This window comes from Promicromonospora alba (assembly GCF_042654905.1).
Classification (GTDB): Bacteria; Actinomycetota; Actinomycetes; order Actinomycetales; family Cellulomonadaceae; genus Promicromonospora; species Promicromonospora alba.
This window is the reverse complement of the sequence record NZ_JBHSFI010000004.1, coordinates 516275-534101: the sequence shown is the minus strand read 5'-3', so window position 1 is coordinate 534101 and position 17827 is coordinate 516275. Positions and strand designations below refer to the sequence as shown.

General features: G+C 71.9%; 12 protein-coding genes. 11 read left to right on the top strand and 1 reads right to left on the bottom strand.

Going from position 1 to position 17827, the window contains the following annotated elements; translation table 11 throughout:
- Positions 1-246: 246 nt before the first annotated feature.
- The 3 genes from ACFO6V_RS13355 to ACFO6V_RS13345 all read left to right on the top strand — a co-directional run bounded on the left by ACFO6V_RS13355 (position 247) and on the right by ACFO6V_RS13345 (position 4986).
- Positions 247-1764 carry a helix-turn-helix domain-containing protein gene (locus tag ACFO6V_RS13355; protein ID WP_377136112.1) on the top strand — a complete coding sequence of 506 codons (1518 nt, stop codon included), beginning with the start codon at positions 247-249 and terminating at the stop codon, positions 1762-1764.
- On the top strand, positions 1761-2513 hold the full coding sequence (locus ACFO6V_RS13350; RefSeq protein WP_377136110.1) for an HAD family hydrolase: 753 nt from the start codon (positions 1761-1763) through the stop codon (positions 2511-2513). Before ACFO6V_RS13355 ends, ACFO6V_RS13350 begins: the two co-directional genes overlap by 4 nt.
- 160 nt (positions 2514-2673) lie before the next feature.
- The gene (locus ACFO6V_RS13345) at positions 2674-4986 is read left to right on the top strand and encodes a sodium-translocating pyrophosphatase (protein WP_377136108.1); all 2313 of its coding nucleotides are present in this window, start codon (positions 2674-2676) and stop codon (positions 4984-4986) included.
- Between the two features lie 96 nt (positions 4987-5082).
- On the opposite strand, the gene ACFO6V_RS13340 is transcribed toward ACFO6V_RS13345, so the two are convergent.
- Positions 5083-5661 carry a DinB family protein gene (locus ACFO6V_RS13340; RefSeq protein ID WP_377136106.1) on the bottom strand — a complete coding sequence of 193 codons (579 nt, stop codon included), beginning with the start codon at positions 5659-5661 and terminating at the stop codon, positions 5083-5085.
- A 156-nt stretch (positions 5662-5817) separates the two neighbouring features.
- Here ACFO6V_RS13340 and ACFO6V_RS13335 point away from each other — a divergent pair, with 156 nt between their 5' ends.
- From ACFO6V_RS13335 to ACFO6V_RS13300, 8 genes are all read left to right on the top strand, one after another.
- Positions 5818-8478, top strand: a complete 2661-nt coding sequence (locus tag ACFO6V_RS13335; RefSeq protein ID WP_377136104.1) for a M14 family zinc carboxypeptidase — start codon at positions 5818-5820, stop codon at positions 8476-8478.
- 190 nt (positions 8479-8668) lie between these two features.
- Entirely contained in the window at positions 8669-10411 is a 1743-nt protein-coding gene (locus ACFO6V_RS13330; protein ID WP_377136102.1) for a M20/M25/M40 family metallo-hydrolase, read from the top strand.
- 67 nt (positions 10412-10478) lie between these two features.
- Complete coding sequence (locus tag ACFO6V_RS13325) at positions 10479-10811, top strand: CD225/dispanin family protein (protein ID WP_377136100.1); 333 nt, start codon at positions 10479-10481, stop codon at positions 10809-10811.
- Positions 10812-10890: 79 nt separating this feature from the next.
- Positions 10891-12150: a hypothetical protein gene (locus tag ACFO6V_RS13320; RefSeq protein ID WP_377136098.1), complete on the top strand. Its 1260-nt coding sequence runs from the start codon at positions 10891-10893 to the stop codon at positions 12148-12150.
- Positions 12151-12195: 45 nt separating this feature from the next.
- Positions 12196-13779 (top strand): DUF7059 domain-containing protein, encoded by a 1584-nt coding sequence (locus tag ACFO6V_RS13315; RefSeq protein ID WP_377136096.1) that lies wholly within the window; start codon positions 12196-12198, stop codon positions 13777-13779.
- Positions 13780-13922: 143 nt separating this feature from the next.
- Positions 13923-14864, top strand: a complete 942-nt coding sequence (locus ACFO6V_RS13310; protein WP_377136094.1) for a LysR family transcriptional regulator — start codon at positions 13923-13925, stop codon at positions 14862-14864.
- A 193-nt stretch (positions 14865-15057) separates the two neighbouring features.
- On the top strand, positions 15058-16182 hold the full coding sequence (locus ACFO6V_RS13305; RefSeq protein ID WP_377136092.1) for a S1 family peptidase: 1125 nt from the start codon (positions 15058-15060) through the stop codon (positions 16180-16182).
- Between the two features lie 186 nt (positions 16183-16368).
- Positions 16369-17817, top strand: coding sequence for a S1 family peptidase (locus tag ACFO6V_RS13300; RefSeq protein WP_377136090.1), 1449 nt, complete (start codon positions 16369-16371; stop codon positions 17815-17817).
- Positions 17818-17827: the final 10 nt, after the last annotated feature.

Genomic DNA, 17827 nt, shown 5'->3' with positions numbered 1-17827 from the left:
CGTACGCTCTCAGTTGGCCGTTGGTGTGGAAGAAAATACCTAGTACCGTCCGGATGCAGTGACCTCAGGGGGGTGATACCACTGTGGTCATCCGAGCCGTAACCTCGGCAAAAGAGAAATGCCGGACCCCAGGAGCCCCCGTTGCCTCGTGCCACCGTTCGCACTTGTGCCCGATGTGGTTGTGTACTCAGCCGCTACAACTCCGAAGCTCGCTGCGCCGCGTGCAGGCGCACCGAGTCAGTGCCCGTGGTCTCACTGCCCAGCGTGCCGACGCGGGTCTGGCAGGACGAAGCCGTCCGGTCAGCGCTCGCAGACTGGGACTTCGGGCAGGTCAGCCGCATGGTGCGGCAGCTGGTCCCGCTGCGTCAGGAGGACGTGGCGGCCCTGACCGGGTTGAGCCAGTCCTATCTGTCGATGCTCGAGTGCGGTGACCGCCGCCTCACCGACGTCTCCCGCGTCGTCCAGTTCCTGACTGGCCTGGGCACGCCGCCGGACCTGGTCCGGCTCCCCCTCCCGGGGATCAGCCCGCTGCCCGACGCCGCCGCTACCGCACGGACCGCCGCGTCCGGCCAGGCCGCTGCGGCGCCGGAGCCGGTGACGCCCACGGCTCCCGACCCGGTGCTGCCGTGGACGGCGGACCGCATGCTCACCGCGCTCCGCCTGGCGCACGTCGCCGACAACACGGCGGACTGGCTGCCCACGGACGCCAACGGCCCCGTATCGGCCACGGCGATGAGCGACGCGGCCGGGACCGACTCGCCGCGTCCGGCGTCCGGCATCGCGCTGAACTCGATGATCCAGAGCTGGGACGCCGAGCAGGCCGAGCCGCTGCGCCGTGCGACCACGGGCACCCGCGTCTCGCTCGAGCTCTGCGGCCACCTGCAGGGCACGCTCGACGAGCTGCGCGTCATGGACAAGGGCTCGGGCAGCGGGGCGGTGGCCGACCTGGCCCGCGCCCACCTCGCCCTGGTGGTCCGCGTCCTGGAGCGCAGCACGTACGACGAGATCACGGGCCGCAAGCTCGCCGCCGTCGCCGCGGACACCGCCACGCAGGCGGGCTGGTTCGCGTTCGACGCCGGCCGCACGGACACGGCGCGCGCCTACATGCTGGCCGGTCTGCGAGCCGCGCACGCCGCTGCCGACGACCGGCTCGGCGCGGGGGCGCTGTCCTACCTCGCGATCCACGGCTACTCCAGCGGCGACCCGCGCGACGCGGTCCGCGCCGCGGAGGCCGGCCGACGTCGGATCGCCCGCCTCGACGCACCCCACCTGGCGGCGACGCTGCTCACGCGCCAGGCCCGCGGCCACGCCGCGGCCGGCGAGGGCGAGGCGGCGCGCCGTGCCCTCGGCGAGGCCTCGGAGCTGTGCGCCCGCGGGCGCGGCGAGGACGACCCGCACTGGCTGTACTGGATGAACGAGGGCGAGATCCACGGGCAGTCCGGCTCGGCGCACCTGGCCCTCGGCAACACGGCGCGCGCCGTCGAGAGCTTCGGGCACGCGATCCAGGCCGAGCGCGCGGGGGAGCGCCGCACGCACGGGCTGTTCCTGAGCCGGGCGGCTCAGGCGCACGCCAGGGCGGGCGACCTCGACGCCGCGTGCGCCACGGGCGAGGAGGCGGTGAGCATCGCGGAGACCGTGCAGTCCGCGCGGCTGCGGGAGCACCTGCGTGACCTGTCGGCGGACCTCCGTCGCGGCGGCTCGTCGCGCCGGTCCGGGGTGGGCGCCCGGGTGCTGACCGAGCGGATCGCGGCACTCACGTCGTGACCGCACCGGTCACCTCCGGCGGTGAGGCCAGGGCCCTGGTGCTCTGGGACATCGACCGGACGCTGGTCTACGTCGGGGAGGTGGACCGGACCGCATACCGGGAGGCGTTCGCCGAGGTCGTGGGTCGACCCGCCGAACGCCTCCCGGCGAAGGGCACCGGCGTGACGATGCCGCTGGCGATCCGCGGGCTCCTGGAGGACAACGGGGTCAGCGCAGATGAGGCGGAGGCCCTGCTGCCGCGGATGCTCGAGGCGGTGCCGCTGCGCTTCGCGGCGCACACCGAGGACGTGCGGAACCTCGGTTCCGTCCTGCCCGGGGCCATGCAGGCGCTCAAGGCTGTCGCGGCAGAGCCCGACCTGGTGACCACGGTCCTGACGGGCAATCTGGAGGCGAACGCGCTCATCAAGCTGCGGGTCTTCGGCATGGACCGGTACGTGGACGCCGCGGTGGGTGGTTTCTCGTCCGACGACGCGCACCGGCCGGCCCTCGTGGCGGTCGCGCAGGGCCGCGCGGGGGAGCGGTACGGCACCGTGTTCGACCTCGGCAACACGGTGATCGTCGGGGACTCGCTGGAGGACGTCCGCACGGGGCTCGAGGGCGGCGCGCGCGTGATCGCCGTGGCATCCGGCACGACGTCAGCCGACCGGCTCGTGGAGGCGGGCGCCGACGTCGTGCTGCCGGACCTCACGGACGCCGCGCGGCTGCTCCAGGAGATCCGCGAGCTCACCACGGCTGCGGGGCTCCGCTAGGCGACCCCATAGACATAGTGACTGGCGTCACATGTGGGTAGACTCTGGCTTCTTCCCGCCATCGACGTCGCTGGCGGGACGCATTAGGCCTTGTACGGGTCAACCCCGTGCAGGGCAACACACTTTCTGGGGACTTCCCAGAGCTCGTCGAGGAGGACGAATGGGGCTCGAAGACGGCATTGTTTTCGGCGCGGGGAGCTACACCACGGTGGCGGTGATCGCCCTCATCGCGGTACTCGCACTCGTGTGCGCGTTCGTGCTGCGCCGCCAGGTGCTCGCCGCACCTGATGGAACCGCGAAGATGCAGGACATCGGCCAGGCCGTGCAGGAGGGCGCATCCGCCTACCTGAAGCGGCAGTTCCGCACCCTCGTGCTGTTCGCGGTGGTCGTGTTCGGACTGCTCTTCCTGCTGCCCGGGGACAGCGGCATCCGGATCGGGCGCTCCGTCGCGTTCGTGTTCGGCGCCGGGTTCTCCGCCGCGATCGGCTATCTGGGCATGTGGCTCGCGGTGCGGGCGAACGTCCGCGTCGCCGCGGCCGCCACCCGTCCGGGCGGCCGGGCCGAGGGCGCCCGCATCGCCTTCCGCACCGGCGGCGTCGTCGGCATGTCCGTGGTGGGCCTCGGCCTGCTCGGCGCCGCGCTCGTCGTGCTCGTCTACGACGTGGACGCGCCGGCCGTGCTCGAGGGCTTCGGCTTCGGTGCCGCGCTGCTCGCCATGTTCATGCGCGTGGGCGGCGGCATCTTCACCAAGGCGGCCGACGTCGGCGCCGACCTGGTCGGCAAGGTCGAGCAGGGCATCCCGGAGGACGACCCCCGCAACGCCGCCACCATCGCGGACAACGTGGGTGACAACGTCGGTGACTGTGCCGGTATGGCGGCCGACCTCTTCGAGTCCTATGCGGTGACCCTCGTGGCCGCCCTCATCCTGGGCAAGGCGGCCATGGGTGAGCAGGGTCTCGTGTTCCCCCTGATCGTCACTGCGATCGGCGCGTTCGTCGCGCTGCTCGGTGTCTTCATCACCCGGGTCCGCGGGAGCGAGAGCGGCCTCGCCGCGATCAACCGCGGGTTCTACATCTCCGCGATCGTCGGCGCCGTGCTGGCCGGGATCGCCGCCTTCGCCTACCTGCCGGCGTCGTTCGGCCAGATGACCGGTACCGCGGACCTCTCCGACGTGACCGCCGACCCGCGCGTCGTGTCCGCGCTCGCCGTGCTCATCGGCGTCGTCCTCGCCGGTGTCATCCTCTGGGTGACCGGCTACTTCACCGGTACCGACAAGAAGCCGACGCTGCACGTGGCAGCGACCTCCCGGACGGGCGCGGCGACCGTCGTCCTCTCCGGTATCGGCGTGGGCTTCGAGTCCGCCGTCTACACGGCGGGCATCATCGCCGCCGCGATCTGCGGCGTGTTCCTGCTGGCCGGCGGCTCGGTGCCGCTCGCGCTGTTCCTGGTGGCGCTGGCGGGCTGCGGCCTGCTCACCACCGTCGGCGTCATCGTCGCCATGGACACGTTCGGCCCGGTCAGCGACAACGCGCAGGGCATCGCCGAGATGTCGGGTGACGTCGACGAGGAGGGCGCGCAGATCCTCACCGACCTGGACGCCGTCGGCAACACCACCAAGGCGATCACCAAGGGCATCGCGATCGCCACGGCGGTGCTCGCCGCCACCGCGCTGTTCGGCTCCTACGCGGACGCCGTGTCCCACGCGCTCGCGCAGGTCGGGAACGTCGGCACCGGACTGGTGACCTCGATGCTCAACTACGACATCATCTCGCCGGTCACCCTCGTGGGCGTGATCCTCGGCGGGGCCACCGTGTTCCTGTTCTCGGGGCTCGCGGTCGACGCCGTCACGCGCGCCGCCGGCGCCATCGTGTTCGAGGTGCGCCGCCAGTTCCGCGAGCACCCGGGCATCATGACGTACGAGGAGCGCCCCGACTACGCCAAGGTCGTCGACATCTGCACCCGGGACTCGCTGCGCGAGCTCATCACGCCGGGTCTGCTCGCGGCGTTCGCGCCCATCGCCGTCGGCTTCGGCCTCGGTGTCGGCCCGCTGGCCGGCTTCCTCGCCGGTGCGATCGGCACGGGCGTCCTCATGGCGATCTTCCTGGCCAACTCGGGCGGCGCCTGGGACAACGCGAAGAAGATCGTCGAGGACGGCAAGTACGGCGGCAAGGGCTCCGACGCCCACGCAGCGACGGTCATCGGCGACACCGTCGGCGACCCGTTCAAGGACACCGCCGGCCCGGCCATCAACCCGCTGATCAAGGTGATGAACCTGGTCGCGCTGCTGATCGCCCCGGCGGTCGTGGCGATGAGCGTCCCCGCGGACGCCAACCACACGCTCCGGATCGGCATCGCCCTCGTGGCTGCGGCGGTGGCGTTCGGTGCGGTCATCTGGTCCCGCATGCGGGCCAGCCGGGTGGACGCCGAGCAGCAGGCGGAGCAGGACCGCGCCGAAGAGGAAGCAGTCGTCTGACGCCGAAGTAGAACCATGGCGAAGTAGAGCGCCTGTCCGAGTCTCCTCCCGGTGAAGCCGGGAGACTCGGACAGGCGCTCTACTTCGCGAACCTCGCTACTGGCCTACCCGGCCGTCCACGCACTCGCGCAGCAGGTCGGCGTGGCCCACGTGGCGGGCGTACTCCTCGATCATGTGGACCAGCACGTCGCGGACCGGTATCACGTCGTCGCCGCGCAGCACCGTGCGCCCCAGCTCGTCCTCGGGCAGCGCCGCCAGCCAGGCATCGGCCGCCTGCACCTCACGCCGCCAGGTGGCCCAGGCGTCCTCAACCATCGCTGGGTCCGCCACGACGTCGTCGAAGTCCGCGTCCGGGTTCTCCGGCGACTTGCCGAACAGCTTCGGCAGGTCCGGCTGGTCCTGCAGGATCCGCTGGAACCAGCTCTGCTCGACGTGCGCCAGGTGTCGCACGAGTCCGAGCAGCGACAGGGTCGACGGCGGTACGGAGCGCCGCGCGAGCTGTTCAGCGGAGAGCCCCTCGCACTTCATCTCCAGCGTGATCCGGTAGTGCTTGAGATAGTTCCAGAGGGTTTCCTTCTCGCCGACCGGATTCGCCAGCGCTTCGCGCGGGTCGTCGTCCGGGTCTGTCCACATGTCGGGGTAGACAGTTGCGGAGGTCCATCGCTCGGTGCTCATCGCCACAGTGCACCGCCGGGCGACCGCCAGGTCAACGGCATTCTGGGCGGTGTTCCCCGTAGGGCCAGGGGAACCAGGTGGTAGACACTATGTTTTGTTCCGGTTTGCCCGGGCGGTGGGCCAGACTTGGCCGACTTGCCGCTGGGGAGGCACCTCTTGTTCGTTCGTACTCGTTCGCTCGGCGTCCTGACGGGCGTCGCACTGACCGGCGTCGCACTGGTGGTCGGCTCGCTGACCGCACCCGCCGCCGCGCGGTCTTCCGGCGCGCTCGTGGAGGGGCGCGCGACCACAGGGGTGGCGACGGCGGGGCTCGGCCGGGGCATCGAGGCCGACGTCCTGGCCGGTCCGACGGCGGACGGCGAGGACCGTCCGGCCGATCCGCCGGCGCCGCTGCCGGCGCGGGGCGGCGACCCGCTGCGCATGCCGGCGTCCTACCCGTACCAGCCGGAGCTGCGTGTCTTCCCGGCAGACGCAGCGGACGCCACCGAGCTGAACGGCACCGTCAGCCATGCGGACCTCGCGCCCCACCTGACCAGGTTGATGGAGCGGAGCGACCGGGTCTCCACCCAGGTGGTGGGCACGTCGACGGAGGGGCGCGACCTCTACCTCGTCACCGTGACGGCGCCCGAGCGCCGGTCGGAGACGGCCCGGCAGACCGCGTGGCGCGAGGAGATCAGGGAGCGGCCGGACGAGGCCCTGCGGGACCGCGAGCTGCGGGCGGACTACAAGACGCCGATCTGGATCACCGCGAACATCCACGGCGACGAGTGGGAGGGCACCGACGCCGCGCTGCGGGTCGTCGAACGCCTCGCCACGGCGGACGACACCGCCACGCGGAGCATGCTGGAGCACCACCGGCTCGTGTTCAGCCTCACGCTCAATCCCGACGGTCGTACGCACGCGACGCGCTCGACGTCCCTCGGCCTCGACGCCAACCGGGACATGGTCACGCTCGCCACGCCGGAGGCGCGCTCGTACGTGCGCACCGCGCAGGCGGTGCAGCCGCTGTTCGCCGGGGACTTCCACGGCTACACCGACGTGCTCCAGGTCGAGCCGGCCGGCCCGCCGCACGGCGAGAACTACGAGTACGACCTCTTCCTCCCGCACGCCTACGCGATAGCCCGCCAGGTGGAGGACGACGTCGTCGCGGCCGAGATCGAGGGCAACACGTACTACGACCGGGACACGGGCGAGGTCGTGGCCGGGAACACGGGGTCCATCAAGATCCCGTACCGGGACACGCCGTCGGGCTGGGACGACTACCCGCCGGTCTTCACCGCGCAGTACGCGCTCTTCCACGGCGCCGTGTCCAGCACGGTCGAGCTGCCGCGCAAGCCGGCGGGCACCACCGCGCGGGCGGACGCGGCGGTGAACACCGAGGTGGCGGCCACCGTGATGCGATCGATGATCGACTACGTCCACTCCAGCTCGGACTCGATGCTCGCCGACCAGGCAGAGATGTTCCGCCGCGGGCTGGCCGGGGCGCCCAAGGTCGCGCTGACCGCCGAGAACATCGCCGCGGTGCCCGGACCGGACGAGTGGAAATGGCTCTGGGACGAGGCCGACGACCAGGGCGCGGTACGTCTCCCGCGCGCGTACGTGATCCCGGTCGGCTCCGGCCAGCGGTCGGCGTCGGACGCCGAGGACCTGGTGGACGCGCTGCTGTTCCACGGCGTCGAGGTGGAGCGGCTGGCCGCATCGACGCGCGTCGCGGGTACCACCTATCCGGCCGGCTCCTACGTGGTGGACCTGCACCAGCCCCTGCGCGGGCTGGCGAACACGCTGCTCGCGCTCGGCTCGGACATCTCCGGCGACGTCCCGGCCATGTACGACGTCTCCGCGTGGTCGCCGGCCTACCTCTGGGGCGCGACGGTGGACCGCGTGGGCGCCACCACCGACGGCCCCGTCGGACGGACCGCACCGGTCCGCCGTGGCGCTCCGCGCGGGACCGTCCCGGACGGCGCCCGGTACGTCGCCTTCGACGTGGCGGGAGTCGAGGACCACCGCGCCCTGAACGACCTCCTGGGGCAGGGCGTGACCGTGCGGCTGACGGCGGACGGGCGAGCCGCCGTCGGACCGCGTGGGCTGCGCGCGGCGCGCGACGTCGCGGACCGATACGGCATCTCCTTCATGACCGTCTCGCGGGCCGAGTATGCCGCGGGCGAGCGCGGCGAGGACCTGACCGTCGCGTACGCGGGCAACCAGGACGACCGGCTGTCGCTCCTGGCGCTCGGGTTCGACGACCTGGTGCCGGTCTCGGCGGCCGGTATCGAGGCGGGCGCGGCCGACGGCACCCCCACCGGGCTCGAGGACGCCGACGTGCTGTGGGTCGGCTCGTCCCTGGACCTGCCGGCGGGTTCGGCAGGTCACGCACGTGTCCTCTCCTGGCTGCGGGACGACGGCGCCATCGTCGGGCGCGGGGCGGGCGCGTTCGCGGCCGCGGAGTCGTACGGGCTGGTCAGCGGCACTGTGCTGACCGGCGACCCGGCGAGCAACGGCATCATCGCCACCAGCACCCCCGGCGAGGTGCTGGACGACCACGCGCAGGACCACGGCTTCGTCTACCCCGCCGTCTGGTTCACCGACCTGGGCGTGGGGACGTCCGCGGAGCTGACCTACGGCAGCCTCCGGGCCGGGTACTGGCCCCTGAGCAGGGAACCGGACGGGCGGGGCTCCGCCACCGGGCAGGCTGCCGCGGTATCCGGCACAGTGGGACGTGCGCGGGCGTTCGTGTTCGGCACCTCGGTCTTCTTCCGTACGCATCCCCGGGGCGGCCTGAGCCAGGCGGCGACGGCCATCCACTGGGCAGCACGGTGACCACTGCGCAGCGACCCCCGTGAGGTCGGGTGCTGCGCCGTCCAGCATTACCGGAGGTATGGGGAAAACCGGGTGCTACCGCTATCGTCTGCGGTGTTGTGCTCCCGAACGCTCCGCGGTCCGCGGGTGCTGACGAGAGCCCCGACGCAGGAGCCCCCTTCGTGGGAGACCCGGAGCAGGAGAAGGTCCCGTGAGTGCCGATATCGACCCGACCGAGGCCATCCCTCAGGTCACGGCCGAGATGATCGCCAAGGCGGCAGTCCAGCCGACTGCTGCGCCGACCGCCGAACCGACTGCCGAGCCGGCAGCTGGGCCCAGGCCCGGTTCCGCCGCCGAGCCGCGCCGGGGGTCGTCCCCGGCCCAGCTGTCGGCGACGCGCCCGGACGGCTCGCTCGCGCGGTCCGCGTCCACGACGTCCGACGGGCGCCGGACGCAGGCCGCCCGCGCGACGTCCGGCGAGCCGACGGCGCAGAAGGCGCAGCCGATCGCCGAGCAGCCGGCTGCCCCGGACGCCGCGCTCGGCGACCGGAAGGGCTCGTCCGCGTTCGCCTCCTCGGAGCCGTACGGCGAGCGGCACGCCTCGGCGGGCCACATCGCGGCAGCGCACCTCTCCTCGCTCGTGCAGATCCCCACCGTCTCGTCGTGGGACCCGCAGTCCGCCGACCACGAGTCGTTCGCCAGGCACCGGGCGGCGCTGGCGGCGTTCTATCCCCGCGTGCACGCCCTGCAGAGCGAGCCGGCGGGCGACCACGGCCTGCTCTACCGGTGGCCGGGCCGCGGGCGGCAGGACGTGCTGCACCCGTTCCCCGTGGTCCTCATGGCCCATCAGGACGTCGCGCCGGTCCAGGCCGCGGACTGGGCGACCAACCCCTTCTCCGGAGAGATCCGGGACGGGCTGGTGCACGGCCGCGGCACGCTCGACGACAAGGGCGGGCTCGTGGCGCTGCTCGACGCCGTCGAGACGCTGCTCGGCGACGGCTTCGTGCCCGAGCGGGACATCTGGCTGTTCTTCGGCGCGGACCAGAAGACGGCGGGCGAGTCCGCGCAGATCGCCGTCCGGCGCCTGTACGAGCTCGGTGTGCGCCCCTGGCTCGTGATCGACGAGGGCGGCGGCGTCGTGACGGACGCCTTCCCAGGGCTGAGCCGGCAGGCGGCGATGGTGGGTGTCGCGGAGAAGGGCTTCGTCGGCGTCAACCTGTACACCTCCGACGTCGGCGGGCACGCCGCGGTGCCCGGCAAGCAGTCGGCCACGGTGCGTCTCGCCCGCGCGGTCACGCGGGTCACCCGGCGTCGTTTCGCGGCGAAGGTCAACGCGCCGACGGCGGCGATGCTGGAACGCGTCGCACCCGGCGTGAGCGGCGGGAAGGGGCTGGGCCTCAAGCTGGCGACGAGGCTGGCCTCCGGGCCCCTGCGCAAGGTCGCCGCCTGGCTGCTCGCCGGAGGCGGTCCGGAGGCCGCGGCCCTGGTCCGCACGACCGTCGCGGTCACCGAGCTGCAGGGCAGCGCGGGGGCGAACGTGGCGGCGTCGTCCGCTCGTGCTCGCCTGGACGTGCGTGTGGCGCTCGGCGAGACGGTGGACCGGACGGTCGCGCGGCTGCGCCGGATCATCGGGGACAAGAAGGTAGTGCTCGAGGTGGTGCAGAGCAGCGAGCCCAGCGAGGTCTCGCCGACGGACAGCCAGCAGTTCGCACTGCTCAGCGAGGCGATCGGCGCGTCGTATCCCGACGCGGTGGTGGTGCCCTACGTGCTGCTCGCGGCCTCCGACTCGCGCACCTTCACCCCCATCAGCGACCACGTCTATCGGTTCAGCCCGTTCGTTCTGTCGCGCGCTCAGCGGCAGTCGATTCACGGCGTGGGCGAGCACCTGAGCGTTGATTCCCTGGGTCGTGGCGTGCATTTCTATCGTGAGGTACTGCGCAAAATACCCGGCTGACCAGCACATTCAACAAATCGCCGAAACTGGACTAAGTTCTCCCTTTACACAGAAGAGGGAGACGTTCATGAGCAGCCCCGCCCTGCCGCCCGCGGTCCCGGGCGGGTCGCGTTCGCCGGTGCACGTCAACGTCCACACGTACCCCGCGCAGCTGCAGTATCCGCCGCGGACGTATCTCGTGTTCGCCGTCCTGGTGACAATCTTCTGCTTCCCCCCGACGGGTTTGGTCGCACTGGTGAGCGCGCTGCGCGTGAATGCCCTGTGGAAGGCCCAGGAGCACGACAAGTCCAGGAAAGCGTCGCGGCGCGCGCGCAACTGGGGACTCCTGTCGCTCGCGATCGGAATCGTCGCGGTCATCGTCGTGGTGTTCTGGTCGAGCATCAACTACCTGAACCTCTAGCAACTTCACCCCCAGTTCGCCACGTATCACACGATTGCCCCTCCTGCGCCGGTGGGACGAGCGGGTAAAGTGCGCGGCTATGAGTGCGACACGGCGCAAGGGTTCGCGGGGTGGTCGTGCTGCGTCTCGTGCTGGTGGTCCCCCCGCATCGAATGCGCTCACGTGGGCGGAGAGCCTCGCGGCCGGAGAGGCCGCGCCCGGGGCCAGCGCCCTCGAGTGGGCCGAGAGCCTCGCGGAGAGCGAGCCCGCACCGAGCCCCTGGGGCAGCGCCGCGGGCGCCGGCACCCCGGTGGATCCGGCCCCTGCCGACGAGACGGCAGGCTCCCCCTGGGGGCACGTGTCCGCGCCCGTCATCGCGGACGGCGAGAGCGACGGCGACGCCAACCCCTGGGGTTCCGTAGCGGCCGCAGAGCCCGCCGTGACGCGCGGTCGTGGCAAGAACGCCGGTGGCAAGAGCGGCAAGGCCGTCAAGTCGCGGTCGAAGGGCAAGGGCGCGAAGTCCGGCACGAAGGGTGCGCCGAAGACCGAGTCCGCGCCCACCCCGGCCGGCGGCTTCCCGCTGAGTCCTGTCCAGTTGAACCAGGGCCTGTCGAACCAGGGTCCGGCGGCCGAGGACGACGACTACCAGGTCGAGGCACTGCCCGACGAGGCCGGTTCCGTGCACCGTCCCGACCTGCCCGAGCCCGACGACGCCCTGCCTGCCGGGCCGAGCGAGCCGGAGTCGCGCAAGGCCGAGTCCCGTAAGGGCGAGTCGCGGAAGGCCGAGTCGCGGAAGGCCGAGTCGCGCAAGGCCGGCAAGCAGCGCCCCAAGGGCCGCCTGTCGGCCCCCGACACCGCACAGCAGAAGCGGATCAAGCGAACCCTGCGCCGGGGTCTGCCCAAGCTGCTGGACAAGACGCTCGTGCTGGTGCTCGCCGGTGTGACCGCCGCCGCACTGGGCCTCGGCACCGGCTGGGGGATGACCCAGTTCCAGGGCGACGGCAAGGTTCTCTCCACCGCGGACGCCGCATCATGTGCCCAGACGCAGATGGCATGGACGCAGGCCGCCAACGCGCAGTCGGCGATGGTCGAGGACCAGCCCGACACCCTGCGCAAGGGATTCATCAACGCCCGCAACGCGCTGCAGGGCGTGACCCCGCCCGAGGCGATCGCGGGGGACTGGGCGATCGCCTTCACGTACTACTCGACGGTCGCCAACAACATCGAGAAGGTGAAGGCGACCGACGGTCCCGCGGTGAGCGATGCGGTGGGCGGCGCGCAGCAGGAGCTCGACACCGAGGCGATGGTCGAGGCGTCCCAGCGCGTGCAGGAGTTCGTGGCCTCCAACTGCCGCGGGTAGGCCCCCGCGTGGTGATGGGCGGGCGTCTGCGGGCAGGATAGGTCCGTGCTGCCTCCCGTGACCGACCGTGCCCTCGTCGACTCCCTCCATGACGACCTGGTCGCCTCCGACTACGACGTCGACGGTGTCGAGCGACTGCTGGGTCCCGTCGCCGCGGCGGCGCTGCACCGCGAGCAGTCCCTGCCGGCCCGCCGGGCTCTGGCCGCCGCGCTGGGTGCCACGCCGTCGTCGCGGCCCAGCCCGGTCGCTACCCTCGCGGGCCTGTTCCTCCTGGGCGGGGTGGTGCCGCGCGCGGCGCTCGACCGGGCGCTGCCCAGGACGGGGACCGCGGGTGCGGAGCGCCTCGGCCTGGTCGCCACTCAGGGCACGGGGGCCGACGACGACGTGTGCGCCGTCGTGGACCTGCGCCCCTACTCCTCGGTCGACGCCGTCGGCGACGCGAGCTGGTGGCTCGCCTCGGACCTCGGCGAGCTTGTCACCGGCGGACGCCTGGCCACGGACCACGTGCTGGGCGCCGGCGGCGCCTCCCTCACGCTCGCGCAGGTGACGGTCCGCAGCTCGACGGGCAGGGTGCTCGACCTGGGCACCGGCTGCGGCATCCAGGCCCTGCATGCGGCGCGGCACGCGCAGCACGTGGTGGCGACGGACATCTCGCGGCGGGCGCTGGCCTTCGCGGCGTTCAACGCCGCGCTGAACACCCGCGCCGGGACGGAGCTGGAGCTGCGGCACGGCTCGATGCTGGAGCCGGTGGCGGGGGAGCTGTTCGACCTCGTCGTCTCCAACCCGCCGTTCGTGATCACCCCGCACGCCGGGGCGGCGGGCCGGGCGGTCGCCGACGCGCTCGGCGACTACGAGTACCGCGACGGCGGCAGGGCGGGCGACGACCTGGTGCGGGACCTGATCCTCGGGGTGGGCGACGTGCTCGCGCCGGGTGGTACCGCGCAGCTCCTCGGCAACTGGGAGCACCGCCGGGGCGAGCCGTGGACCGAGCGGGTCGGCGCGTGGCTCGACGAGGCGGGCCTGGACGGCTGGATCATCCAGCGCGAGGTCCTCGACCCCGCCGAGTACGCCGAGACGTGGATCCGGGACGGCGGCACCACTGCCGACCGCGAGCCGGACGCCTGGGCGGCTGCCTACGGCGCATGGCTCGACGACTTCGAGTCCCGGGACGTCGAGGCGGTCGGCTTCGGGCTGGTGACCCTTCGCCGGCCGCTGTCCGGGCCGGTCACGCTGCGGCGCCTGGAGGAGCACACGGGTTCGGTCCGGCAGCCGCTCGGCGCGCACATCGCCCGCAGCCTCGCGGGCCACGACTGGCTCGCGGCGCGGGACGACGCGGCACTCGCGGCGTCGCGCCTGGTCACGGCCGCCGACATCACCGAGGAGCGCTACCTGACCCCCGGCGCCGCCGACCCGAACATAGTCATCCTGCGGCAGGGCGACGGCCTGGGGCGTGGCGTGCAGGCGTCGAGCCCGCTCGCCGCGCTGGTGGGCGCGTGCGACGGCGAGCTGTCGGTGGGGCAGATCGTCGGTGCGCTCGCGTCGCTGTTCGACGTCCCCGCCGACGACCTTGCCGCAGAGCTTCTCCCGGCTGTCCGCCGTCTGGTCCGTGACGGTTTCCTTGCAGAATGACGCAAGAACACCATCACCCGCTCTGCCCTAGGTGCTCCATCCGTTTCGCGGACGTAACTTTCGGTCGCGCGCACCGATAAATCTTGTTCAGAACAGAGACATCTGGTGCTATGACAGATATTTTCCACCGTGTGGAACTCGACATGCGGCACTTGAGGATGGTCGTCGCTGTTGCCGAGTCGGGCAGCGTCACAAAGGCGGCCGCTGCTCTCGGCATCGCGCAGCCGGCGTTGACTGCGCAGCTCAACCGCATCGACCGGTCGCTGGGCGGGAACGTGTTCGTCCGCGACCGCTTCGGTGCGCGCCCGACCGAGCTCGGTGAGCTGATACTGCGGCACGCTCGCGTGCTGCTCCCGGCGATGTCGGCCCTCGCCGACGATGCCGAGCGCCTCGTCAACGGCGACGTGGCAAAGGGGGAGACGGTCCGGGTAGGCATCACCGGCACCGCGCTGGGCGGCCTCTTCGTCAACCAGCTGCACATCGCCATACCCGGCGCCCAGGTCACCACGGTCATGCCCCATCTCGCGGACGACGTGGCGTCCCGGCTCGCGCGGGGCACCATCGACGTCGGGCTGGTCGGGATGTGCTCGGACATGTCACCGCCGCCCGCCGGCGAGGTCGCGTGGACCCGGGTCTGCACCGACCCGATGTTCGTCCTCATCGACGAGCACCACCCGTACGCGGGCAAGCCCGAGGTCTCGCTCGCCGAGCTGGCCGAGGAGCAGTGGCTCTGCGTGCCCTCGCACGGCTGCCTCGAGGAGTGCTTCGTGTCGGCGTGCGTGCGTGCGGGGTTCACCCCGCGTGGCATGGGCGAGGCGGAGTGGACCACCGCCGTCGACCAGGTGCGTGCGGGGCGCGCCGTCGCGCTCGTGGAGCCCGGGCAGCTGGACCCGCCGGGCGTCGTGACGGTCCCGCTCGCCGGGGCGCCCCTGCGGCGCACCCACTACCTGGGCTGGCGGCACGACGCCGACCTGCGCGTGGACCTCGAGGCCGTCGAGGGTGCCGCGCACCGTGCGCACCGGGACGCCGTGCGGCGCAGCCCGCAGTACGAACAGTGGCTGGCGATGTACGGGATGCTCGGCTGAGCCGGAGGTGCAGCGCAGGGTGCGGGCCGAGGTGCGAGGCACGCGCGCGGGGCACTTTGCACTCCATATGAAATATGTATGACCTGAGTGTGATCTGTACGTGAAGTCCGACTGCTCCTAGGTTGAGCGCACGGGTGAATAGTCGCCCTCAGGTGGCAGTTTCACCTGCTCTCCGACACAAGGAGTCGCTGAGATGAGTCGTACTTCCCTCCGGGGTCTCGCCGTGGCAACCGCCACCGTGGGCCTCTTCGCCGGCACCATCAACGCCGTCGCCGCCGCCCAGCCCGACACCGAGGCCGCCGCGGCGCAGTACGCCCCGGGCATGGTCGCGGCCATGGAGCGCGACCTCAACCTGAGCACCGCCGAGGCCGTGGCGCAGATCAAGGCACAGGAGGCCCTGGCGGGAACGCAGCGGAGCCTGGAGAGGTCGCTCGGTGCGTCGTCCTACGCAGGCGCGTGGGTCGAGGGCACCGACGAGCTGCACGTCGCGGTGACCGACGCTGCCGACGCCGCGGCGGTACGGGCGGCCGGGGCGACCCCGGTGACCGTGAAGAACTCGCTCGCGGCGCTCGACACCTGGACGGCGGACCTGGACGGCGCGCTGTCCGAGTCCGACGTTACGTCGTACTACGTGGACGTGGAGACCAACGAGATCGTCATCGACGTGGTCCGTGGCGCCAAGGCGGACGTCGCTGCCGCTGTCGCCGAGGCGGGCGTGCCCGCGTCCGCCGTCTCGCTGTCGACCGCTGCGGAGCGGCCCAAGACGCTCATCAACGTGGTCGGCGGCAACGCCTACTTCATCGGCGGATCCCGCTGCTCGGTCGGCTTCGCGGCCACCGGCGGCTTCGTCACCGCTGGTCACTGCGGGTCGCGCGGTGCCGCGACCAGCCAGCCGAGCGGCACCTTCCAGGTGTCCTCGTTCCCCGGCAACGACTACGCCTACGTGAACACCGGCTCCGACGACACCCCCATCGCCTCGGTCAACAACTACAGCGGCGGCACCGTGGCTGTCTCGGGCTCGTCCGCGGCCGCCGTCGGCGCCACCGTCTGCCGCTCGGGCTCCACGACCGGCTGGCACTGCGGCACCATCCAGGCGCTCAACGCGACCGTGAACTACTCCCAGGGCAGCGTCACCGGCCTGATCCGGACCAGCGTCTGCGCCGAGCCGGGCGACTCGGGCGGCTCGCTGCTCGCCGGCACGCAGGCCCAGGGCATGACCTCCGGTGGTTCGGGCAACTGCTCCTCCGGTGGCACCACGTACTTCCAGCCGGTGGGCGAGGCGCTGAGCGCCGCCGGTGTGTCCCTGCTGACGAGGTGATCGGACCCCGCTAGCGCGGCGTCTTCTCGGCCGAGGAGCGGGTAGGGCCATCCCCTATCCGCTCTTCGGCATGCCCGCATATTGCTCCGATATGTCCCAATCGGTATCTGGGAGTTTCCTGGAAGCGACCCTACGCTTTGCCGCACTGGGTGAATTCATTGCCCCGACGACAAGGAGTCGCTGGACATGAGACGCACATCCTTCAGAGCGATCACCGTGGCTACAGCCGCTGCGACGCTCCTCGCCGCCAGCATCACCGCTGCTACCGCAGGCACTGCCGCCGGTTCCGACAAGCCCGACGTGACCGGTTACGCCCCCGGCATGGTCGCCGCGATGGAGCGCGACCTCGGCCTCACCACCGCGCAGGCGGTGGACCGCATCAAGATCGACAAGGCGCTGTCCGACAAGCAGCACACCATCATCAAGTCCCTCGACAAGGGCTACGCGGGGGCGTGGGTGGACGGCAGCGAGCTGTTCGTCGCCGTCACCGACAAGGCAGGAGCCGCAGAGGTCCGTGCCGCCGGTGCCAACGCAGTCACCGTCGACAAGTCGCTGAGCCAGCTCGAGCGACTGGCCACCAAGGCCTACCGGGCGGCTCCGGACGCCAAGGTCGCCGCCGCCTACGTGGACGTCGAGTCCAACTCCGTGGTCATGGAGGTGGCGAAGGGCGCGAAGGGCGCCGTGGCCACCGCCGTCGAGCGGGCAGGTCTCTCCGGCGTCTCCGTGGTCGAGGTCGCGGAGATGCCTCGCACCCTCATCAACGTGATCGGCGGCAACGCCTACTACATCGGCGGCGGACGCTGCTCCGTCGGCTTCTCGGTCACCAGTGGCTTCGTCACCGCCGGACACTGTGGTTCGCGCGGCGCCACCACCACCCAGCCGAGCGGCACCTTCCAGGTGTCCTCGTTCCCGGGCAACGACTACGCGTACGTCAACGTCGGCTCCGACGACACCCCGATCGGGGCGGTCAACAACTACAGCGGTGGCACGGTCAACGTCGCGGGCTCGTCCGCGGCCGCCGTCGGCGCGTCCGTCTGCCGTTCGGGCTCCACCACCGGCTGGCACTGCGGCACCATCCAGGCGCTCAACGCGTCGGTCACCTACGCCGAGGGCACCGTCTCCGGCCTGATCCGTACCAACGTGTGCGCCGAGCCGGGCGACTCCGGTGGCTCGCTGCTCGCCGGCACACAGGCTCAGGGCATGACCTCGGGCGGCTCCGGCAACTGCTCGTCCGGCGGCACCACTTACTTCCAGCCGGTCAACGAGGCGCTCAGCGCCGCGAGCGTCACGCTGATCACCGGTGGCGGTGGCACCACGCCGCCTCCCGGCTGCGCCAGCCAGGAGACGGCGTTCAGCGGTTCGCTGAGCAGCGGCGCCTCGACCTACAAGCCGAGCACCAGCGGCTTCTCGTCGTCGGCCGGCACCATCACGGGCTGCCTCGACGGCCCCAGCGGTGTCGACTTCGACCTCTACCTGCAGAAGCTCTCGGGCAGCACCTGGTCCAACGTCGCCCAGGGCATCACCTCGGCCCCTGACGAGAGCGTGAGCTACTCGGGCACGGCGGGCACCTACCGCTGGCGTGTGCTCTCGTACTCCGGTTCGGGCTCGTACACGGGCGGTTACTCGACCCCTTGATGGCCTAGAC

Bases quoted from the DNA above. Each gene is read 5' to 3' on its own strand.
- ACFO6V_RS13310 (WP_377136094.1), top strand. From the start codon at position 13,923: ATGCGGCACTTGAGGATGGTCGTCGCTGTTGCCGAGTCGGGCAGCGTC.
- ACFO6V_RS13320 (WP_377136098.1), top strand. From the start codon at position 10,891: ATGAGTGCGACACGGCGCAAGGGTTCGCGGGGTGGTCGTGCTGCGTCT.
- ACFO6V_RS13345 (WP_377136108.1), top strand. From the start codon at position 2,674: ATGGGGCTCGAAGACGGCATTGTTTTCGGCGCGGGGAGCTACACCACG.
- ACFO6V_RS13340 (WP_377136106.1), bottom strand. From the start codon at position 5,661: ATGAGCACCGAGCGATGGACCTCCGCAACTGTCTACCCCGACATGTGG.
- ACFO6V_RS13305 (WP_377136092.1), top strand. From the start codon at position 15,058: ATGAGTCGTACTTCCCTCCGGGGTCTCGCCGTGGCAACCGCCACCGTG.
- ACFO6V_RS13300 (WP_377136090.1), top strand. From the start codon at position 16,369: ATGAGACGCACATCCTTCAGAGCGATCACCGTGGCTACAGCCGCTGCG.
- ACFO6V_RS13325 (WP_377136100.1), top strand. From the start codon at position 10,479: ATGAGCAGCCCCGCCCTGCCGCCCGCGGTCCCGGGCGGGTCGCGTTCG.